Below are 22890 nucleotides of genomic sequence, written 5' to 3' on the forward strand. Positions count from 1 at the left end.
CTTTAAATGATGATAAGATTTATGTGTAAATAAGCATCTAGCTCTGCTAAGGAAATAAGAGGCTAGCTATAGAACAGTGAGTGGGAATAATATGAAGACCAAAATTACAGAACTATTTGAAATCGAGCATCCAATTATTCAAGGCGGTATGCATTATGTTGGTTTTGCAGAGCTTGCTGCTGCGGTTTCTAACGCAGGCGGGTTAGGTATTATTACTGGCTTAACTCAGCGTACACCTGAAAATCTGGCAAAAGAAATTGCACGTTGCCGAGAAATGACTGATAAGCCTTTTGGGGTAAATTTAACCTTTTTGCCTACGGTGAATACCCCTGATTATCCGGGTTTTGTAGAGGCAATTATTAAAGGTGGAGTCAAGGTTGTAGAAACAGCAGGGCGTAATCCTGAACAAGTCATGCCGTATTTAAAGGCTGCTGGCATTAAAGTAATTCACAAATGTACTTCGGTTCGACATAGCTTAAAAGCACAGCAAATTGGGTGCGATGCGGTTTCTGTAGATGGTTTCGAGTGTGGTGGGCACCCCGGTGAGGATGACGTGCCAAATATGATCTTATTGCCTTTAGCAGCCGATGCATTAGACATCCCGTTTGTTGCTTCAGGTGGAATGGCAGATGGGCGCTCACTCGCTGCTGCATTAGCGATGGGATCCGATGGAATTAACATGGGAACGCGTTTTATTGCGACTCAGGAAGCTCCCGTACATGCAAATGTGAAACAGGCGATTTTGAATGCAACCGAACGAGATACGCGTTTAATTATGCGTGCTTTGCGAAATACTGAACGTGTTATGAATAATGCTGCTGTAGAAAAAATCGTGGCAAAAGAAAAAGCGCTCGGTGATAACATTAAATTTGAAGATATTATTGAAGAAGTTGCGGGCGTCTATCCCAAAGTCATGATTGATGGGGACGTTAATGCTGGCGCATGGTCATGTGGGTTAGTGGCAAGCTTGATTCATGATATTCCGACATGCGATGAACTGGTTAACCGAATTGTCAAAGATGCAGAAGATATTATTCGTGGCCGATTATTAGGACTTTTATAGAGTTATCCTAGCTTCTATAACTCATTATTAGCCTAATTTATATACATCAGCACAAGTTTTAATTGTGCTGATTTTTTGCATCACTCTCACAATAATAAAGACATAAAACGGCAAAAATTAAACCCAAAATACAGACACCTGTCCATCCGAAGTGTTTCCAAGCATAACTTCCTGCCGTTGTGCCTAAAGCGCCGCCAGCAAAGTAACCCGTCATATAAATCGCGTTAAAACGTGAGCGTAGTTCTTGATTAAGTTTAAATACAATACTTTGGTTGGTGACATGCACAGCAGAAAGAGAAGCGTAGAGAATGAGTAAGGCAATAATATAAAAAGCGAAATGGTAGGGTAAAAGTGAAAAAAGAATCCAACTTAAAATAAGGCCAATGCCGCAATAAATTGAAATTTTATGAATGTAGCCTTGATCAATAAATTTACCTGAAAAATTGGCAACGAACGTCCCTAACACGCCAACAAAACTGAAAAGGCCAATGGTAAAGTCGCTAAAAAAATAGGGTGCTGGAGCCAAAAGCAACGACATGGTGGTAAAGGTTAAACTTACACAAGCAAATGTAAAACCACCAATATAAGTTCTGGTTCTTAACCGCCGATTTTGAATAAAAATCTGTGGTAAAGAGCGAATAGTTTTTGCATAGTTTTCAGATTTGGTTGGTGGAAATAACCCGATATTACGATGCAAAATAATGGCAATGACAAGTAACAGAAAGCCACTGACCAGATAAATAATATTCCATGCAAAAAGTGTAGACATCAGCCCTGAAAGAGAGCGGGCGAGTAAAACCCCCATCATCAGTCCACTGAGTAAAAAACCGACGACTCGGCCGCTTTGTTGGATTGGAACCAGACTTGCAGCAAGTGGTAACAACAGTTGGGCTGCACTAGAAAATAGACCAGTAATGATAGTGCCAAGCAGTAAAAGATAAATATTGTGCGAAAACCCGCTAATAATTAATCCGCTTGAAGCCAATAACATAAAGACAAATAGCAGCTTGCGCTTTTCTAATATGTCACCCAACGGCATTAAAAAGAGTAAGCCACATGCGTAGGTGATTTGGGCTAGAGTTGGCACCCACGCTGTAGTTGTTTCAGTTAAATCTAGGCTTACACTAATTGAATGAATAAGTGGCTGACTAAAATAATTTCCACCTGTACAAATGCCTGCGGCAATTGCCATTAAAATAATGGTTGGGGTATAGAGTGCGTTTTTCATCATGCCTTAGTCATAATGAAAGTAGACCTTTAATCAACACAACCATGACTATTTTAAGCACGACTGTTAATGCGTTTCATTCAAAGCATCTTGAATGTTGTGCACCATGTGGATTAAACGTGGTCCAATTTCACCTTCAAGTTTTTCCGGATTTAAATGAAAACTTGGCGCACCACAGTTAAAAACATAAAGACCGTGTTTCGAGCTGACCAAAGGTACAGCTACCGAGTTCACTTCTTTATGCCACTCACCTAAAGACAAACAATATCCATAATCTTGGTAATCACGGAAAGCTCGTTCTAAAGAACGTTTTATGGCTGGCCAGTTTTCTGGATTTTTTTGTTTCAACGCATCAAGTAGAAAATTGCGCTCACGTTCAGGGGTCGCAGCCAAGCATGCTCGTCCCATTGAACTACTATGGATTGGCAAAGTAGAACCAATTGGACGGCGCATATTCAAGGCTGTTTCAATTTGCACAACATCGATATACACCATATTTAAGCGGTCACGCGTTGCCATCGCCACAGGCGCTTGAACATACTGACTCATCTCTTCCATATATTGATGAGCAATATTACGAATCGAGATGTTAGATAATGCTGCGTATCCTAAAGATAAGACACCAATATCTAGTGTGTATTTGGTCGAGTTAGGCAATTGTTTTAAATAACCTAATGACACAAGGGTATTGGTAATACGTGCAATGGTCGGTTTAGGTAAACCTGTCATTTTTGCTAATTCTTGGTTGCCAAGCACCTGATTATTTGCAGAAAAGCATCTTAAAAGTTCTAAACCGCGTGCTAAAGAAGCAATAAATTGCGGGTTGTTTTCCCGATGTATATGCGAAATAGGATCTAAACGTATCTCATCAAAATTTATTGGTTTTTCAGTTTCCGTGTTTTGAGACATTCGATCCTCAAATATAATTAAAGCAATAGTTTTGCCATTATATTTCGCTCTGCAAAATAAATCCATTCATCACTGCGCTGTTGTGATGAATGGATATCTGGTTCAATGGTTATGAAACGTTTTCAATCACCATTGCAAGACCTTGACCTACACCAATACATAGGCTCACCACGGCATATTTCTTTTTACGGCGGATTAACTCGCGAGCTACTGTTAAGCTAAGACGAGCGCCAGATGCACCAAGTGGATGACCAACCGCAATTGCACCACCATTTGGGTTCACACGCGAGTCATTAAAATCAACATTCAAGCCTTTTAAACAAGATAAAACCTGTGAAGCAAAGGCTTCATTAATTTCAATAATATCCATGTCATCTACAGTAAGTCCCGCACGCGCAACAGCTTTTTTAATGGCTTCGATCGGACCTGCACCCATAATACGTGGTTCAATACCCGCTGCTGCTGCTGACAAAATTTTAGCCATTGGTTTTAAGCCATATTTTTGACCTGCTGCTTCTGAACCAATCAAAAGTGCTGCTGCACCATCATTAATACCTGAGGCATTACCCGCAGTGACCACGCCACCTTCAAAGAGCGGTTTTAACTTTGTAAGTGCTTCAACAGTTGAACTTGGGCGAGGGTGTTCATCTTCTGAAACAAGTTTAGGTGGCAATTTTTTGCCTTGGAAAACCTCAATTGGCGTAATTTCATCGGTAAAGAAACCTTCTTCTTTGGCTTTTTGATATTTAGCTTGTGATTGAGCGGCAAATAAGTCTGCTTGCTCACGACTAATACCAAAATCGGCTGCAACGTTATCGCCCGTTTCAGGCATTGAATGACCGCCGTACTGAGCAATAATTTTTTTATTTGGAAAGCGAGAACCAATAGTGGTGTCATAAATTTTTGCATCACGGCTATAAGCACTTTCTGCTTTACCCATTACAAAGGGAGCACGTGACATACTTTCTACACCACCTGCAATATAGAGCTCGCCTTCACCACAAGTAATAGCGCGTGCTGAATCAATCACGGCACCTAAACCACTCGCGCATAGACGGTTTACTGTCTGCCCCGGTACAGTAACAGGTAAACCGGCAAGTAATAATGCGTTTCGTGCCACATTACGGCTATCTTCACCCGCTTGGTTGGTGTCGCCTAAAATCACATCTTCAATATCAGCACCCGGTACACCAGTTTTTTCTAGTAGTTTTTGAATGACAGTTGCGGCTAAATCATCAGGGCGAATTGAGGCAAGTTCACCTGCATGACGGCCAAATGGACTACGTAAACCATCATAGATATATGCATTTAACATTGAGAAATTCCTTTTCAAGACTCGTGAGTAAAAGTAAGAGGTAAATGAAGTGCGACACGACGCTGTAACCACGGGCTAGGGCGGTAACGCGGGTCATGCGTAAGTGATGTTATACGGTTCAGAATGAGTAAGATTTTTTCACTGCCGACTTGATCGCCCCATTCAATTGGGCCAAATGGATAGCCTAAGCCAAGACGTACTGCAGCATTAATGTCATCTACCGTTGCAATATTTTGCTGGGCAATATCACAGCCTAAATTAATGACCATTGCTAAAACGCGCTGAGCAACAAAGCCAATACTTTCATTAATCATACTCACCAGATTTCCATCTAAATTGAAAATAGAGTGAGCGGCTTGTCGGTATTCAGATTTGGTAATGAGTGAAGGCATTAAGGTGCGGTGCTTTGCAATGCCATAAAGTATATCTATAGCAACAGCATGTTCAGGGTTAACCCCTAGACGGGTCGCTGCTTGAGTTGTATCTTCACCGTAACAAGCAAGTAAACATAAGCTATCTGTTTGTGGTTCAGAATTGGTGTCTAGGGCAATATTTTGCTGAGTTAAATAATCTTCGAGCTGTTTCTTATCGTCTAAAAAATCGGCAGCGATCCAAACTTTTGGATATTGCGCTAAACGCTCTACAAACTGAGCAGGTTGTTCACCTGTTTTTGAGCCAGTTTCATAATTATAAAAGCCTTGATTAACCTTACGTCCAAGTTGCTTGGCATCAAGCATTTGTTTGGTGAGCGGGTTTGGTTTGTAGCGGGCTTCTTCATAGTATTGGTGATAAATCGACTCCATCACAGGATGCGAAACATCAAGGCCAGTTAAATCCATTAATTCAAAAGGACCCATTCTAAAACCAACGCCGTCACGTAAAATTCGGTCAATTTCACTAATATCACAGACATTTTCATTTAAAATTTTGAGTGCTTCGGTGCCATAAGCTCGACCTGCATGATTAATAATAAATCCAGGGGTGTCCTTCGCTACGACAGGGCGGTGACCAAATGCACGAGATAAATCGTTTAAAGCATCAATAATAAGTGGGTCTGTTTTTAAACCACGAATGACTTCGACCACTTTCATAAGTGGAACTGGGTTAAAGAAGTGATAACCCACAACACGCTCAGGCTTTCTGCAATTTGCAGCAATGGCTGTAATAGAAAGAGAAGAGGTGTTTGAGGCTAAAATAGTATTATCCGAAACAATATCTTCAAGCTGCTGCATCAAGCTTTGTTTGACATCAAGACGTTCAACAATTGCTTCTACAATCAGGTCACAATTTTTTAAATCTTCAATTTGATGAGCAACAATTAAATGGTTATTCGCTGCTGCCGCTTGCTCAGATGTAATTTTATTTTTGTCGACTAACTTTTGAAATGTAGCAGCCAGTTTTTCTTTTGCCTGTTCAGCTGCACCGGCTTTGGCATCATATAAATAAGTGGTATGACCTGACTGCGCAGCAATTTGAGCAATGCCGCTGCCCATAATACCGACACCAATCACAGCCATGCTTTTAATATCATAAGTCATGTCGATCATCCTGATGATTAATCTATATTTGAAATTAAACGGAAAAATAGGGTTGGGTGATTTAGCTTAAGCATTGTTTATCACCATCAATGGGTAAGATTTGTCCTGAAATTGAGCGACCACTGTCTGACGCTAAAAATAGGCATAAATCTGCAATATGCTTTGGATTGACAAAATATTTGAGCGACTGATTTTTCAGTGCGTTTTGAGTCACTTCTTCAAGTGAAGTATGGGCTACATCGGCACGGGCCTGTAATACACGTTGAACTCGATCACCATCTACCGCACCCGGAAGAATAGCGTTAACTCGAATATTATCTGCACCGAGTTCCATAGAAAGCGTTTTGGTAAAACCAATCAGTCCCCATTTTGAAGTGGAATAGGCCAATCGATATGGATAGCCTAAGCGGCCGGCAATAGACGACATATTAATAATCACGCCTGCTTGTGCTTTCTTTAAATAGGGAATGGCTAACTGGGTAATTAAAAAAGTGCTATTCAGATTTAAATTAATGACCGTATTCCAATCTTCAAAACTTAGTTCATCTGCTGCAACGGTCGGACCTGAAATGCCTGTGTTATTGACTAAAATATCAATACCACCAAGTTTCTGAACTACATGACTAAACATGAGTTTAATTTGCTCATGATCAGCCAAATCACATGTATATATATGCAGCTTTGGATAATCTTGTTGAAATTTTTCTAGGCTTTTAGCATTGAGATCACAAACAAAAACTTCATCCTGATTGTTTAAAAATGCTTCTGCAATGCATCGTCCAATCCCTGAACCACCTGCACTAATCAATACTTTTCTAACCATTTTCATTCCTTTGTTATTATGGTTTTAAATTATTTACCTTGATACAACGGTTTACGCTTTTCGATAAAAGCTTGAACGCCTTCATTTTTATCTTCGGTAGAAAACAACAACTGGAATGCTTTACGTTCTAACGTTAAGCCTGCATTTAAAGGAACGTCTTCGCTCATGAGCGCAACTTCTTTAATTTGTTGCAGGGCAATAGGAGGCATTTTTGCGAGGCTTTGTGCCATTTGAATCGCAGTTGGAATGGTTTGGTCATCTTCTGTGACTTGTGAAACAAGACCGATGATATAAGCTTCTTCGGCTTTTACCATGGCACCCGTCATAATCATGCGCATGGCATGGAATTTACCCACAGCACGGAATAAACGTTGTGTACCACCAGCACCAGGCATTAAACCAACTTTAATTTCCGGCTGGCCAAAGGTTGCGCCTTTACCAGCAATAATAATGTCAGCATGCATTGCAAGTTCACAGCCACCACCTAATGCATAGCCATTTACAGCAGCAATCACGGGTTTAGGACACTGAGCAATCGCATTCCAATAACGTTCGGTATGGCGCAATAACATTTCTGTTGAAGTTGCGGTTGCCATTTCTTTTAGATCTGCACCTGCGGCAAAGACTTCTTCACCACCTGTGAGCACAACCGCATTGATCTCATCGTTAAAACTTAATTCGGTAAAAGCTTGTGCTAGTTGTTTGCGAACCTCTGTATTCAATGCATTTTTTGCTTCAGGTCGGTTTATTTTTACAATCGCTATTTTTTGAATAGAAAAGTCGACTTCTACGAAATTATTCCCTATTGATACACTCATTTTTGAATTCCTTGTTTCGCACATCAAAACTATATTCCTTTTATGATGCTTATTTTGGAATTTATTTCAAGTCTTATTTAGTCCATTAGAGCAATTATGATTTATTAAATAAGCTAAGTGTTTGATATTTCGTAATGGTGTGTTTTTAAATTTCGTTTAACGAAATTAATTTTCAAAAAAGCTTGAAATTTGTATTTTCGTTCTCGTACTATGAAACACATCCGCAGTAAACAAAATTTAAAACATGGTATCCAGAGAAGCTGGAGATGGCTGATGGGTGCGATGGAAATACATAAAAAGGGAGATCACAGATGATCCGTGATGAAGGGATGTTGGAGCAGTTACTTTCAACAATTCGAGATTTTGTAAAAAATGAATTGATCCCTCGTGAAAACGAAGTGGTAGAGAAAGACAAAATTCCAGATGACATTGTGCAGCAAATGCGTGAGCTAGGTTTGTTCGGGCTCACAATTCCCGAAGAATATGGTGGTCTAGGCATCACCATGGAAGAAGAGGTTAGAGTTGCATTTGAACTTGGACAAACTTCACCGGCTTTTCGTTCTTTAATTGGTACCAATAACGGGATTGGCTCAAGTGCAATTTTGATTGATGGTACAGAAGAGCAAAAGCAGAAATATTTACCGCGTTATGCAAGTGGCGAAATTATTGGTTCATTTTGTTTAACCGAGCCTGAATCTGGTTCTGATGCTGCCTCTTTAAAAACCAGTGCAGTAAAAGATGGTGATTTTTATGTGTTAAACGGTACCAAACGTTTTATTACCAATGCACCCCATGCTGCAACTTTCACTGTAATGGCTCGAACGAATCCTGAAATTAAAGGGTCGGGTGGCATTTCAGCTTTTTTAGTCGAAGCGAATACACCAGGCATTACGTTGGGCAAAATTGACCAAAAAATGGGGCAAAAGGGCTCGCATACTTGTGATGTGATTTTTGAAAATTGCCGTGTGCCTGCTTCTGCATTGATTGGGGGCGTAGAAGGTGTTGGTTTTAAAACGGCCATGAAAGTGCTTGATAAAGGGCGTTTGCATATTGGTGCCTATAGCGTGGGTGTTGCCGAACGTATGTTAAACGACGCATTGCACTATGCGATTGAGCGTAAGCAGTTCGGTCAGCCTATTGCAAACTTCCAGTTGATTCAAGCCATGCTTGCTGACTCAAAAGCCGAGATTTATGCAGCTAAATGTATGGTCCTAGATGCGGCTCGCCGCCGTGACAATGGCGAAAATATTAGTACAGAAGCATCATGCGCAAAAATGTTTGCAACTGAAATGTGCGGACGCGTTGCTGACCGCTGCGTACAGATTCACGGTGGTGCAGGCTATATCAGTGAATATGCCATCGAGCGTTTTTATCGCGATGTGCGCTTGTTCCGTTTATATGAAGGAACCACGCAAGTTCAACAAATTATTATTGCCAAAAACATGATTAGGGAAGCTACAGCCTAATAAAAAATCAAATGCCATGAGGCATTGGATGCCTCATGTTCCTTCTGAGGATATGGACATGACAACAGAAACAGTTACCCAAAATACGGCTAGCAGTGAAGCTATCCAGACACCAAAAAAGATTTGGATTACCGCATTTATATTCGCTTTTTTAACATTGTTGTGTGATGGGGCAGACTTAGGTTTTTTGGCATTGAGCCTGACCAGTCTTAAAACAGAATTTCATTTAACCGGTGTACAAGCCGGAACGTTAGGCAGTTTAACGCTTTTTGGATCGGCTGTGGGTGGTCTGATTGGTGGCTGGGCGTGTGACCGTTTTGGGCGAGTTCGCATTATTGTGTTCTTTATTGCTTATTCTTCAGTTTTAACCAGTGCGCTGGGTTTTACTGATTCTTATATGCAATTTGCAGTTTTAAGAACATTTGGAGCGATGGGCTTAGGCGCACTTTATATTGCCTGTAATATCTTAATGTCTGAGATGGTACCAACCAAACATCGCTCGACTGTTTTAGCTACTCTCATGACGGGGTACACCTTAGGTTCTTTACTCGCGACCTTATTAGCTGGACATATTATTCCTGAACATGGCTGGCGTTTCCTTTACTGGATTGCAATTGCGCCTGTGGTATTGTCAGTTTTGATGCACTTTTGTGTACCTGAACCTGAGTCTTGGAAAAAAGCGCGTCAATTAAAAGCGTTAGAAGTTGCTCAAAGTAACCAACCTAAAAAACGTCAAAATCCATATTTTGAGATTTTAAGAGATAAAAAACATGGCACCATGTTTGTTCTCTGGATTATTAGTACGGGTGCATTGCAGTTTGGCTATTACGGCGTGAGTAACTGGTTACCTGCTTATTTAGAGTCTGATCTTGGCATCAAGTTTAAAGAAATGGCCATGTATATGGTCGGTACTTTCCTGATTATGATGTTTGCTAAAGTGATCGCAGGAATCGTTGCCGATAAATTAGGACGACGCGCTGTATTTGCTTTTGGAACCATTGGTACAGCACTGTTTATTCCTGTCATTGTCTACTTAAATACCCCAATCAATATTTTATGGATGATGCTGTTTTTCGGTTTCCTTTACGGTATTCCATACGCAATTAATGCCACATATATGACAGAAAGCTTCCCGACTTCGATTCGAGGCTCGGCAGTGGGTGGTGCTTATAACATTGGCAAAGTACTTTCTATTTTCTCTCCATTAACAATTGGTTATCTATCGCAAAATGGTTCTATTGGCTTAGGGCTTTTGGTGATGGCTGCAGCTTATTTTATCTGCGGGGTAATTCCATTGTTATTTATTAAAGACCGACTATTTAACCCGCAAAAGGCAGAGTGACAGATCAATCTGTCACCTTAAATTAAGGATGAAAAGGGACAAGTGAGATGATAAATAAAATCACCAGTGACATTGAACCGATTTTAAAAGCTATTCCTGATGGTGCAACCATCATGACAGGCGGGTTCGGGGTGACGGGGCAACCTGCTGAATTAATTGAAGCCTTAATCGATTTAGGAAAAAAAGAACTCACCATTGTAAATAATAATGCGGCTTCTGGTGACCGTGGTCTAACCAAGCTTATTATTGCGGGTTGCGTTAAAAAAATGATTTGTTCATTTCCGAAATCTGCTGGATCAACCGTTTTTCAAGACTTATATCGTGCGGGAAAAATTGAGTTGGAACTGGTTCCACAAGGTAATTTGGCATGTCGTATTCAGGCTGCTGGCGCAGGCTTAGGCGCTATTTTTACGCCGACTGGTTATGGCACCAAAGTTGCCGAGGGTAAAGAGACCCGAACCATTAACGGTAAAAACTATGTACTTGAATATCCACTTGAAGCTGATTTTGCACTGATTTATGCCGATAAAGCCGACCGCTGGGGCAATTTAACTTACCGTAAAGCAGCCCGTAATTTTGGCCCAATCATGGCAAAAGCCGCCAAGACCACGATTGTTCAAGTGAATAACACCGTAGAGCTAGGAACGCTTGACCCAGAGTGCATTATTACACCGGGAATTTTTGTTCAGCACGTTGTAAAAGTAGGAGATATCTAATGTCAGTTCAAAAACGTTCTCGTGAAGATATTGCCAAGCTCATTGCCAATGACATTCCTGAAGGTTCTTATGTCAATTTAGGGATTGGCTTGCCGACCAACGTTGCTAAATTTTTGCCAAAAGACAAAGAAATCTTTTTACATTCGGAAAATGGTGTTTTGGCTTTTGGGCCGCCGCCGCAGCCTGGTGAGGAAGATCAAGATTTGGTTAATGCCGGAAAAGAACTTGTCACTTTGTTAGACGGTGGATGCTTTATGCATCATGGCGACTCGTTTGACATTATGCGAGGCGGTCATTTGGACATTTGTGTGATTGGTGCATTCCAAGTTGCGGTAAATGGGGACTTGGCAAATTGGCATACTGGTAAAGCAGATGATGTACCTGCAGTCGGCGGTGCTATGGATTTGGCAGTCGGCGCGAAAACGATTTATGTCTATATGGAACACGTCACTAAAAAAGGTGAGTCCAAAATTGTAAAAGAACTGAGCTATCCAATGACGGGTGAGCAGTGTGTAAATCGTATTTATACCGATTTATGCATTATTGAACTCAAAGACCAAAAAGCTTATGTCACAGAAATGGTGGAAGGCTTAACTTTTGATGAGCTACAGGCAGTCACAGACTGTGAACTAATCGATGCACGTGTAGCCTAAATACACACGGAAAAACGCTTCTTTAAGGATTAAAAGATGAAAAAATTAATATTAGCTGCAGCTTGCGCTGCGGCTTCAGGGACTATTTTTGCAAATTCTTCAGATACCACAGAACAAAGAATTAATTTGCTAGAAACCGAGCTGCAAAAATTAAAAGCAGAACTTGCTGCTCAGAAACAAACTCAAAATAATTTACAGGCCAAACAGGTAAAGATCGAAGAAAATATTGAAAGAACTAAAGCCACTGTAACAGAGAAGCCTGTTGCTCCTTCGTGGGTCACTTGGACAGATAATGTGAAGGTTTACGGTATTGCCCGTGTTGATGCAGCGGTCGATTTTAAATCATCACCTGACTCGGGGGGTAGAACGACCAGCAGTTTGTACCGAACACCTTTTGAAAGTGAAAAGCGTTCAAACCATGCACGCTCTGATGCCATGATTAATGCAAGCCGATTAGGTGTTTATTTTAATAGCCCAAATAAAGCGGTTACAGGAAATATTGAAGCCGATTTCTTTGATAGCTCTAACATGGGAACGGGAGATGGTAAATTCCGCATCCGTCATGCATTTTTTACCTATAAAGACTGGACTTTTGGTCAAACATGGTCACTCATGTCTAATATGGAAACTCGTACAGAAGCTGTTGATTACACCCAATTTGTGGGAACTTCCTATACGCGGACTCCTCAAATTCGCTATGACTGGAAAATTGATGCCCATAATGATTTAAAAGTAGCTTTGGAATATACAGGTTCGAGAGTCTCGGCATTTCCAACTTTAACGGGTCGCTATACCTTTAAACAAGGTCCTTTAACAGCACTTGCGCAAGGCTTTATTAATGAAAAGTCTACAGATGTCGCAACCGCCACAGTTAAGAAAGTAAGCTGGGGCGCTGGAGGCGGCTTAAAATATCAATTAACGCCTCAGCAATCGGTACAAGCAAATTATCAATATATTGTCGGTGATCAAAAATTTATGCCGTACACCACTCAAAGTGGATTGGCAAATTCAGCAAGTTTAAATGCCGCGGGTGATTTCTCTTTAAACGAAGACAAAACAGATTTGGTTATGAATAAGTTGAATAGCATCAATATTGGTTATTCATATAAATTTAATGAGCAATGGCGTGCAAACTTATCGGCTTCAATGTTTGATTATGATGACGACACGGCTTATGCCAAACTCAACCCAGACGCCAACAAGCGTTTAACGGATTACGCAGCTAACGTTTTCTATTCACCAATTGAGCAAATGGATATTGGGATGGAATATCATCAAGGCAAACGAGAAGTGTTTGATGGCAGAACCGCTGATGTATCACGTGTAAACTTTGTATCGATGTATAAATTCTAAAATGGGACGTAGTTAAAGATGAAAACAATAGTTGAGCCCAATGCAGAAAATATACTGTCAAAAAGCTTTATTTTTATCATGGCAATGACATGTGGCATTTGTGCGGGTTCAAACTATTATAACCAGCCCTTAATCTATTCAATTGCAGAAGCATTAAAAGTTAATGCCGATCAAGTCGCCTTAACTATTGTGATTAGCCAACTGTCATATGCAGTTGGCCTTTTTATATTGGTTCCCTTAGGCGACTTTTTTGAAAAGCGCAGTTATATTTGCTTGCTCATGTGTTGTACGGGACTTGCACAAGTAGGGTTATCCTTAAGTCAAACCTTGCCAGTTTTATATGGCTTTACCTTTTTAGCGACATTCTTTTCGATTGCGACTCAAGTTTTGGTTCCTTTCGCCGCAGGTTTAGCTAGCCCGAAAAAAAGTCCTCAAGTTGTAGGCACTCTCATGAGTGGTTTGTTCTTGGGAATATTATTAGCGCGTTCTATTGCAGGCTTACTCTCTACAGTTTGGTCTTGGCATGCGGTTTATTTAATTAGCGGAATTGTCATTCTGGTGTTTGCTTGGGTGATGTGGGTGAAGTTACCGGTTGCGCGAAAATCCCACCAACTCAATATTCTACAGATCTATGGTTCACTATTTTCATTAGCTGTTCACCAGCCGCATTTATTACGCCGTGGTTTTGCTGGTGGAATTGGCTTTGGAATTTTGGCCCTCATTTTCACCACCATGACTTTTATTTTGGCGAATGAGCCTTATCACTTTAACGATTTTCAAATTGGTTTATTTGGAATTGTTGGGTTGGCTGGTGTATTTGCGACCCCATGGGCAGGTAAGAAAATTGCAGCAGGACTTGAAAATAAAATTGCGGTAATTTGCATGGGCCTATTAATAAGTGCATGGATACCACTATTTTTTGCGCAGCAGTCTTTGGTGGCCTATGCTGTTGGTGTGATCATGGCGTACTTTGGTTTGTCGGCATTTCATGTTTTGAACCAAAATCTGGTCTATCGAATTTCGGCTGAGGCGCGTTCCCGTATTAATTCAATTTATATGACTTTATATTTTGGTGGAGCCGCCTTAGGTTCTTTTATTGCAGTGTATGCTTGGAAACATTGGGGATGGGAAGCATGTGCTGCTTTAGGCTTAGCGATGGCATTGGTGAGTTTTATGATTGATCGCTTAGATTTTTATGAAATGAGTAAGATTGTAAATCAAGAAAAAGCTCCATAAACAGGAGCTTAGATATTTTATTATTTGCGAATAATCATTAAGGTTGCCGAAGCAAAAGCATACACCTTGCCGTTTTCATCTACGATTTTACCTTGGGTACTAATAATATTACGGCCCGCATTAATCAACTCGGCTGTCGCATAGTAAGACGTATCAACTTGCATAGGACGAATCATTTTTACATTTAAATCAATGGTTCCATAACCAACGCCATGTTCAAGTAATGTATGAGCTGCGCTGCCTGTTGCTGTATCTAAAGCTGTGGCGCAAAAGCCGCCGTGTACACCGCCTTGTATATTTCTATGTTCTTTGCGAGGAGTAACTTTATAAGTTGCTTTACCTTCGGAAACTTCAACGAGTTCCATTGGTATGGTGTGAGCTATAGGTGATGGTGAAACTTCACCATTTTTTAAAGCGGTTAAAAACTCAAGACCTGTATATTTCGGGCTTTCCATAAATCGTCCTTGGATGATTAAGCAGTCTAATAACCATACTATAAATTGAGTTTTTACGGAATAAAATTTTGCAATACAAAATATATATTTATTCTATTTAAAAAGAGACTAATAACTTTTTATCTTATATCTATATTAAAAACACATATATATGTTCAATCTCTATAAATAAGTTATGATAATTTTACTAAATTAGTGAAAATATATTTTGCTATAAGAAATTTTTTGATATTTTGGTGAGATTGAAACAATAAAAGTCCATTTTAAGGAAAAAACGATATCTGCCCCCTATAACAAAGGCAGTAACGTGGAAGGGAAAAACTATGCCTTTATACAAAGCTCCATTACGTGATATGCAATTTGTGCTGCATGAAATGCTTCAAACAGAACAGAACTATCAAGGTTTAAGTAAATATCAGGAAAGCGTAAATCGAGAATTAATTGATCAATATTTAGAAGCAGCAGCAGATTTTTGTGAAAATGAGTTAGCGCCGATTAACCAAAATGGTGATCAGGAAGGCTGTTATTTAAATCAAGGCGTAGTCACAACCCCGAAAGGTTTTAAAGAAGCCTACCAAAAATATGCTGAGCTAGGTTTTACCTCGTTAACGGCCGATCCGGAATATGGTGGGCAGGGCTTGCCGACATTGCTGCGGATTGCGATTTCTGAAATGTTATGTGGTTCTAATTGGGCGTGGGCAATGTATCCGGGCTTGTCTCATGGGGCAATGAGAACGATTGAGCACCATGGCACGGAGCAACAAAAACAGAAGTTTTTGGCTAAGCTCATTAGTGGTGTCTGGACCGGAACCATGTGTTTAACCGAATCACATGCGGGTTCAGACCTTGGGTTAATTAGAACGAAAGCCGAACCAAATCCGGATGGTAGTTACTCAATTACGGGTGAAAAGATTTTTATCTCGGCAGGTGAGCATGATCTTTCTGAAAATATTATTCATATTGTTTTAGCTCGGTTGCCTCAGGCACCCGCAGGGACCAAAGGTATTTCTTTATTTATTGTGCCTAAATTTAATGTGAGTGACGACGGTCAGGTGCTGGACCGTAATAAAGTCGTTTGTAGTGCGATTGAACATAAAATGGGGATTCATGGAAATGCCACCTGTGTACTGAATTTTGATGGCGCGAAAGGGTATTTGATTGGTCCGGAAAATCGCGGACTCAATTGTATGTTTACCTTCATGAATACCGCACGTATTGGAACAGCAGTACAAGGGCTTGCTGCTTCTGAAATTTCATTTCAAGGCGCATTAAGTTATGCCAAAGAGCGACTCGCCATGCGATCGTTATCTGGCCCTCAATATCCTGACAAAAATGCCGACCCAATTATTGTGCATCCCGCTGTGCGCTCGATGCTAATGACGCAAAAAGCTTTTTCTGAAGGTGGCCGTGCGTTGGCTTATTTTTTAGCTCAGCATGTCGATATTGTGGAAAGCTCAAATGATCAGGAACAGCAAAAACACTCCGATGAATTACTGGCTTTTTTAACGCCAATTGCCAAAGCTTTTTTAACCGAGTCAGGTAATGAGTCTGCCAAGCATGGCGTTCAAGTATTTGGCGGTCATGGCTTTATTGTTGAGCATGGAATGGAGCAAATTGTACGTGATGTGCGTATCTCAACATTGTATGAAGGAACGACCGAAATTCAATCTTTAGATCTACTTGCACGCAAAGTCCTCAAGTCAGAAGGCAAACTTCTAAAAAATATGACCGACTTAATTGATCAATTTATTGGTCAACAGCAATCCAATGAAGTCTTGAAACCTTATTTAGAAAAATTAGCTGAGCTTAAGCAGCAATGGTTGTCACTGACCAAAACGATTGCTGACAAAGCCAAGCACAACCCAGAAGAAATAGGGGCAGCTTCAGTAGATTATCTTTATTTTTCCAGTTACGTTGTGTTCGCGTATTTGTGGGCTCGAATGGCACAAGTTGCCCATGAAAAATTAGAATCGGGTACACAAGAGGAAGCTTTTTATAAAGCAAAATTAACGACAGCTAAGTTTTTCTATCAAAAACTTTTACATCGTACACAGAGCCATGCTGCTTCTATTGAGTGTGGAGCTGAATCTGTGATGGAGCTCGATCAAGATGCTTTTGCATTTTAATGAATCGTAATATCTAGAATCACTGGGTGAAATTTATGTGCGGAATTTTACCTAGTGATTAAATTTGTAATTTTAGACTCATCAGTTTTTGGTAGGAAAAACCAGTTGAGCCAAAGAAATAGAGGGTTAACATAAGCATTAAAACGTGAATTTTCATCAAATATTGATGTTGGACAAGGACTACGGAAAGAAAATCATGAATGCTTATTATCAATTACTGAATAGAACAATTGGTCCTCAAGGTGAAGTTATTGCTCATTATTGCTCAACTGTTCATGCACAAGGAGCTTGGAATCCTCATGAACAGCACATGGCGCCTGCAAGTGGTGTAATCGCAGCAGAGTTAGAGCAATTTTCACCACGACAAGATATGCGAATTGGTCGAATTAGTTTTGATATTTTTGGATTGATTGCATTTGGTGAATTTACGATTAAGACACATGTGATTCGTGCCGGTAAAACCATTGAATTGATTGAAGCCGAAATGCAAGCACAAGGTAAAACCTGTATTGTGGCTAGAGCATGGCGCATGTGTACTCAAGACAGTTCCGATATTGCCGGGCTTGAAGATCAGCCAGTTCACCATCCAGATACCTTTACAGAATGGACAGGTATGAAAAGATGGCCGGGTGGCTTTATTCAAACGCTAGTCACTAAAACGGATGATCAGCATCGTGCGGGTAAAGGCATTGTTTGGCTCAATAATGATAAAGAAATCGTGGAAGGGCAGCCGACCACAGATTTTGCCCATTTGATTGGCATGGTAGATGCGGCAAACGGCATTGTCCCAAGACAAGAAGGCGAATTTACTTGGGGCTTTCCAAATCTTGATTTACAAATCCACATGCACCGTTATCCGCAAGGGAAATGGCTAGGTTTGGAAACCGTTCAGCAATATGGTTCGGATGGTATTGGTTTAACCAGTGCAGTTTTACATGATGTATATGGCCCATTTGGACGAAGCGAGCAGATTTTGACTTTACGTAAAATGACTAAGTAAATTTTTGAGCCAATAAAAAAGTCATCCCTAAGGATGACTTTTTATTTTGAGATTTAATTTTTAGTTACGGACTTTTAGCAGTGTTGGTGTAAGTTCATCCCAACGTTGTTTTGCAGCGTCCATTGCTTTCATTTTGATATGACCATAACCACGAACTTCTGCCGGTAATTTTGCAATTTGTTCAGCAACTGCCAAGTTATGATTGTCTGGTGCTTCAACAAGTGCTTCAACAAATGCGATGTAACGATCACGCCATGCTTGTTCGTGTTGACGCTCTTCTTGACGTGCAAATGGGTCAAGGAAAGTTTCACGAAGCCATTGTAAGCGAGCAAGCATCATCATTGGGAAGCGCATCCAGTAACCAAACGCACGTTTACGGACATTTTTTAGACCACCGAGTAATGCTGGCGGAGCAAGGTGATACGTTAAACGTAAGCCTTTACCAAACTGGGTTTCAATTGATTCTTTGAAGCTTTTACCTGTTAAAAGACGTGCAACTTCATATTCATCTTTATACGCCATGACTCTATAAAGCTGAGTTGCAATCGTACCTGTTAACTCTTCTGGTAACTTTTTAGCTGCAAGTTCTACAAGCGTACGGTATTTACTTGCGTAAGCTTCGTTCCAGTAGTCTGTTAGACGAGCACAACGGTCTTCAACAAGTTCAGCCAAAGTTTGCGGAGTTTTGGTTTTTGGCATTGCCGCAACTAAGCGTGCAGCTAAAGTCGGGTCACTTGCAAGATGACAACCCACACGGAAAGCTTCTAGGTTCTTTTCAACAGCAGTACCATTTAAGCGAATTGCTTTTTCAATGCTTTCACGTAATAGCGGAATGCGTCCAGACTGCCATGCCATACCGAGTAATAACTGATTGGTATAAATTGAATCACCTAGCAGTTGCGTTGCAATGCGAGCCGCTGGCAGAGAAACCAGTTGACCTTGGCGAACACGACCACGAAGACGGTCTATTAAATCGCTAATAGGCGCATACCAGTCACGAGATTTAATAAACTCAGAAGTAGGAGTACTGTCTTCATTCACAATAACCAAAGCATCATCTTTTAAGCGAGATAGAGCAGCGCTACCACCAGCCACTACGGCATCTGCACCAATCAATAATTCACATTGGCCCGCCGGAATTTTCGTAGAAGAAATCTGTTCATCACTTGCTGCAAGTTGTACGTATGAATAAACCGTACCGCCTTTTTGGGCAAGACCTGCCATGTCCATAACACGTGTGGCTTTACCTTCTAGGTGAGCTGCCATACCAAGGAGTGCCCCAATAGTTACAACACCTGTACCACCAATACCGCCAACCATAATACGACTTGGAACATCGTATAGCTGAGGAATAACTGGTGATGTTGGCCAGCCTGCACCAATTCCTTCAAATTTAGCTGGACGTTTCATATCACGTGTATGAACAGTCACAAAACTTGGGCAGAAGCCTTCGGCACAAGTGAAGTCTTTATTACAGCTACTTTGGTTAATTTGACGTTTAGTACCTAATGCTGTTTCTACTGGCTCAATAGATAAACAGTTTGATTTTTTCGAACAGTCACCGCAGCCTTCGCAAATATCACTGTTAATGTATAAACGTTCAGCTGGGTCGGGGTAGGCATCGCGTTTACGACGACGGCGTTTTTCACTGGCACAAGTTTGTACATAAATTAAAGCGGTTACACCTGTAATTTCACGAAGCTCACGTTGAACTGCGTCGAGCTCATTACGGTGGCGAATTTCGACACCCGGTGCAATGCCGTCTTCTTCGTTTAATAATTTAACTTCATCCGTCACGATGACTTGTTTTTTAATGCCTTCGGCAGCAAGCTGACGAGTTAACTGCGCAACGCTCAAATGTCCATCTACATGCTGACCACCTGTCATAGCGACTGCATCGTTGTAGAGGATTTTGTAGGTAATATTGGTTTTTGCAGCAATAGACTGACGGATTGCTAAGTAACCAGAGTGGAAATAGGTTCCATCACCAAGGTTAGCAAAAATGTGTTTTTCATTGGTAAATGGTGATGCACCAACCCAGCTTACACCTTCACCGCCCATTTGAGAGAACGTTTCGGTACCGCGGTCAAGTGAAACGGCAATATAGTGACAACCGATACCGCCTAATGCACGGCTACCTTCAGGGACGACTGTTGAAGAGTTATGTGGACAACCACTACAGAAATAAGGTTTACGTTCAGCGAGATCAATAACACGTTTTGATTCTTGCTCTGCTTTTAGCAGTAAGTCGATTCTGCTTTGGATTTGTGCTTTTAAGTTTTCTGGAATATCAAGTTTTAAGAAGCGAGCAGCCAGCATTTTTGCAATCGGTTCAGGCTGATACTCATAGTGACCAATGAGCGGTGCTTCTTCAATAGTGGTACTCCATTCACCTTTGCCATCAGTTGCTTTACCAATGACACGAGGACGTTTGCCGTCAGGCAGTGAGTACAGCTCGTCTTTAATTTGCGTTTCAATAATTGGTCGTTTTTCTTCAATAACAATCAGTTCTTGTAAACCTTCGGCAAATTCACGAACGCCTTGTGGTTCTAAAGGCCAAATCAGTCCGACCTGATAAACACGTAGCCCAAGCTGCTGAGCAGTTTCATCTTCAATCCCTAAAATGCGTAAAGCTTCAATGGTATCTAAATAACCTTTACCACTTGCGGCAATACCAATACGGGCATTTTCACAAGGCCATGTTACGGTGTTGATTTTATTCGCGCGAGCATAAGCCAAAACAGCAGGTAAGCGATATTTATAAAGACGTTCTTCTTGCTGAATGCCGTGATCTGGCCAGCGAATATTGACGCCGCCTTCTGGGAAATTGACATCTTCTGGTATAACTGGAGTAACACGGTCTAGGTCGACATGAACAGAAGCAGAAGTCTCTACGATTTCACTGACTAGCTTCATTGAAGACCAAAGGCCAGAAAAACGTGAAACTGCAATGGCGTGAACACCAAAGTCTAAAATTTGTTGAACGGATGTTGGGTAGAAAATTGGAATACCGCAACCAATCATGACATGTTCAGACTGGTGAGGAATTGTAGAAGATTTACATGAGTGGTCATCACCAAATAAAGCAACCACACCACCACGTTCAGAGGTACCAGCTAAGTTAGCATGGCGGAGTACATCGCCTGAACGGTCAACACCCGGGCCTTTACCATACCACCATGAAGACACTCCATCATATTTGCCTTGGCCTGAAAGGTTAACTTGTTGGGTACCCCAAATTGCGGTAGCAGCCAAGTCTTCGTTTACACCAGGTTGAAATACAACATTATGGGATTTAAGTAATCCTTGAACTTGCCAAAGGAAACTATCATAGTTACCAACAGGAGAACCGCGATAACCAGAAATAAAACCAGCAGTATGATAACCATTCATCGCGTCACGGCGAGTTTGGGCAAGAGGCAAACGAACAAGTGCCTGAATGCCGGTCATATATGCTGTACCGTTATCACTTACATATTTATCTTCAAGTGACACATCCTTTGTTGCAATAATATTTGGAGTGACTTTTGTAGCTATATTCATTTATATCTCCTTAGAATTTTTAGTAGCTCGAACTACTTTCTTTTTTCAACATCCAGTTGAATATTTGGAGCAAGTGACATACGAAATAAAAAAAGATCGGTTCCTCTTCTTAAAAAGAATTAGTGCCAATGTATGTACATTTAGTCATTGTGGTTGATCTAAACTGGTGCAACAATCCGTAATTTAGGAAAACATATTTACGTTATGCGCAAAAATCTCGATGGTGGACTATTGCATGCAATGCATGCATTCCTGAAAGTGATTGATAGCGGGAGTTTCACAGCAGCAGCTGAGCAGATGGATCTGACCACAGCACAGGTTTCACGTCTTATCAGCGAGCTAGAAACACGCTTAGGTACAAAATTAATACAACGCTCAACGCGCCAGCAGGCACTGACCGATATTGGTGCGACTTACGCAGAGCGCTGTCGCCAAGTCATTTCAATGGTGGATGAAGCAGAATCTGAAGTAACCGGAACGGCATCTAAACCGAAAGGGCGTTTACGTGTATTAAGCATGGGAAGCTTTGGACATCATTATGTTTTTCCAGTGATGGCCGAGTTTTGTAAGCATTACCCTGAACTAACTGTGGAATATACGACATCACAGTACGTTCCAGACTTGTTGGCAAAAGGGGTCGATGTGAGTCTTTATCTGACTGAATCACTAACAGATTCTCGGTTTGTTGCACGCAGAATTGGCACTATTTTTTCTGTTTTATGTGCTTCACCTGCTTACCTCGAAAAACATGGTATGCCAAAGTCCCCAGAAGACTTAAAAAATCATGCCTGTTTACGCTTGGTAAACCCGTCTATTACGCCAGATTGGCACTTATTAAATACAAGTGGTGAGTCTTACCAAATCGACATTGGCGGACAACTTATTGCAGATAACCCTGAGTTATTATTAGATGTAGTGCAACAGGATATGGGCATCGCGTTATTGCCGATGTTTTCAGCTTTAGATGCGGTTCAAAATGGAAGATTATGTCATATCTTGCCAGAGTGGCGTTCGCCCGATATAGGGGTTTATACCTTGTTGCCTTCACGCCATTTTATTGATGCCAAAACTCGTGCATGGTTAGATTGGGTGGAAGAATATATTTCTCCAAGAATCGAAATGGATGCATCTTATTTTTATAAATAATGAGATAAATTTTTTAAGGACTAAGATAAAAAAGGATGAAGAATAATACGGATTTAGAATAAAAATAGGGTAGAGAATGCTTCTTTTGAAAGAGGCATTTAATACAGAGATAAATAATAGATTTTAAAAAAATTGCATGAGGGAATTAGTCCCAATTCCT

Annotated in this window: 18 protein-coding genes; 10 read left to right on the top strand and 8 right to left on the bottom strand. The window is 40.8% G+C overall.

Annotated elements, in window-relative coordinates; all coding sequences use genetic code 11:
• The first annotated feature begins 91 nt into the window (after positions 1 to 91).
• Positions 92 to 1063 (top strand): NAD(P)H-dependent flavin oxidoreductase, encoded by a 972-nt coding sequence (locus tag J580_RS05540; RefSeq protein ID WP_032003376.1) that lies wholly within the window; start codon positions 92 to 94, stop codon positions 1061 to 1063.
• A gap of 58 nt (positions 1064 to 1121) precedes the next feature.
• On the opposite strand, the gene J580_RS05545 is transcribed toward J580_RS05540, so the two are convergent.
• From J580_RS05545 to J580_RS05570, 6 genes are all read right to left on the bottom strand, one after another.
• Complete coding sequence (locus tag J580_RS05545) at positions 1122 to 2294, bottom strand: MFS transporter (protein WP_017385560.1); 1173 nt, start codon at positions 2292 to 2294, stop codon at positions 1122 to 1124.
• A 63-nt stretch (positions 2295 to 2357) separates the two neighbouring features.
• Positions 2358 to 3200, bottom strand: coding sequence for an IclR family transcriptional regulator (locus tag J580_RS05550; protein WP_000081480.1), 843 nt, complete (start codon positions 3198 to 3200; stop codon positions 2358 to 2360).
• 109 nt (positions 3201 to 3309) lie between these two features.
• Positions 3310 to 4515, bottom strand: a complete 1206-nt coding sequence (locus J580_RS05555) for a 3-oxoadipyl-CoA thiolase (protein WP_032003377.1) — start codon at positions 4513 to 4515, stop codon at positions 3310 to 3312.
• 14 nt (positions 4516 to 4529) lie between these two features.
• Entirely contained in the window at positions 4530 to 6053 is a 1524-nt protein-coding gene (locus tag J580_RS05560; RefSeq protein ID WP_032003378.1) for a 3-hydroxyacyl-CoA dehydrogenase, read from the bottom strand.
• Between the two features lie 61 nt (positions 6054 to 6114).
• A complete protein-coding gene (locus tag J580_RS05565; protein ID WP_032003379.1) occupies positions 6115 to 6876 on the bottom strand; it encodes an SDR family oxidoreductase in 762 nt (253 codons plus the stop codon).
• Positions 6877 to 6905: 29 nt separating this feature from the next.
• Positions 6906 to 7694, bottom strand: coding sequence for an enoyl-CoA hydratase (locus J580_RS05570; RefSeq protein ID WP_032003380.1), 789 nt, complete (start codon positions 7692 to 7694; stop codon positions 6906 to 6908).
• Positions 7695 to 8005: 311 nt separating this feature from the next.
• On the opposite strand from J580_RS05570, the gene J580_RS05575 reads away from it, so the two are divergent.
• Genes J580_RS05575 through J580_RS05600 form a run of 6 tightly spaced genes read left to right on the top strand, consistent with a single transcriptional unit; the run spans position 8006 to position 14460 of the window.
• The gene (locus J580_RS05575; protein ID WP_000617391.1) at positions 8006 to 9160 is read left to right on the top strand and encodes an acyl-CoA dehydrogenase family protein; all 1155 of its coding nucleotides are present in this window, start codon (positions 8006 to 8008) and stop codon (positions 9158 to 9160) included.
• A gap of 58 nt (positions 9161 to 9218) precedes the next feature.
• On the top strand, positions 9219 to 10502 hold the full coding sequence (locus tag J580_RS05580) for an MFS transporter (RefSeq protein WP_212750310.1): 1284 nt from the start codon (positions 9219 to 9221) through the stop codon (positions 10500 to 10502).
• Positions 10503 to 10549: 47 nt separating this feature from the next.
• Positions 10550 to 11218, top strand: coding sequence for a 3-oxoacid CoA-transferase subunit A (locus J580_RS05585; protein ID WP_005069928.1), 669 nt, complete (start codon positions 10550 to 10552; stop codon positions 11216 to 11218).
• Positions 11218 to 11871: a 3-oxoacid CoA-transferase subunit B gene (locus J580_RS05590; protein WP_002114302.1), complete on the top strand. Its 654-nt coding sequence runs from the start codon at positions 11218 to 11220 to the stop codon at positions 11869 to 11871. Before J580_RS05585 ends, J580_RS05590 begins: the two co-directional genes overlap by 1 nt.
• Before the next feature lie 36 nt (positions 11872 to 11907).
• The gene (gene dcaP, locus J580_RS05595; RefSeq protein ID WP_032003382.1) at positions 11908 to 13224 is read left to right on the top strand and encodes an outer membrane trimeric porin-like protein DcaP; all 1317 of its coding nucleotides are present in this window, start codon (positions 11908 to 11910) and stop codon (positions 13222 to 13224) included.
• Positions 13225 to 13242: 18 nt separating this feature from the next.
• On the top strand, positions 13243 to 14460 hold the full coding sequence (locus J580_RS05600; RefSeq protein WP_032003383.1) for an MFS transporter: 1218 nt from the start codon (positions 13243 to 13245) through the stop codon (positions 14458 to 14460).
• A 20-nt stretch (positions 14461 to 14480) separates the two neighbouring features.
• On the opposite strand, the gene J580_RS05605 is transcribed toward J580_RS05600, so the two are convergent.
• On the bottom strand, positions 14481 to 14930 hold the full coding sequence (locus J580_RS05605) for a PaaI family thioesterase (protein ID WP_081403542.1): 450 nt from the start codon (positions 14928 to 14930) through the stop codon (positions 14481 to 14483).
• A 308-nt stretch (positions 14931 to 15238) separates the two neighbouring features.
• Between J580_RS05605 and J580_RS05610 the strand changes: the two genes are divergently transcribed.
• Positions 15239 to 17041, top strand: coding sequence for an acyl-CoA dehydrogenase C-terminal domain-containing protein (locus J580_RS05610; protein WP_032003385.1), 1803 nt, complete (start codon positions 15239 to 15241; stop codon positions 17039 to 17041).
• Positions 17042 to 17237: 196 nt separating this feature from the next.
• Positions 17238 to 18041, top strand: coding sequence for a thioesterase family protein (locus J580_RS05615; protein ID WP_029424162.1), 804 nt, complete (start codon positions 17238 to 17240; stop codon positions 18039 to 18041).
• A gap of 60 nt (positions 18042 to 18101) precedes the next feature.
• Here the strand turns inward: J580_RS05615 and J580_RS05620 are convergent, their stop codons facing one another.
• Positions 18102 to 21584: an indolepyruvate ferredoxin oxidoreductase family protein gene (locus J580_RS05620; RefSeq protein WP_032003386.1), complete on the bottom strand. Its 3483-nt coding sequence runs from the start codon at positions 21582 to 21584 to the stop codon at positions 18102 to 18104.
• 204 nt (positions 21585 to 21788) lie between these two features.
• On the opposite strand from J580_RS05620, the gene J580_RS05625 reads away from it, so the two are divergent.
• Entirely contained in the window at positions 21789 to 22730 is a 942-nt protein-coding gene (locus J580_RS05625) for a LysR family transcriptional regulator (protein ID WP_005069913.1), read from the top strand.
• Positions 22731 to 22890: the final 160 nt, after the last annotated feature.

The organism is Acinetobacter sp. 1542444 (genome assembly GCF_000581835.1).
In the GTDB taxonomy this organism is placed as follows: Bacteria; Pseudomonadota; Gammaproteobacteria; order Pseudomonadales; family Moraxellaceae; genus Acinetobacter; species Acinetobacter pittii.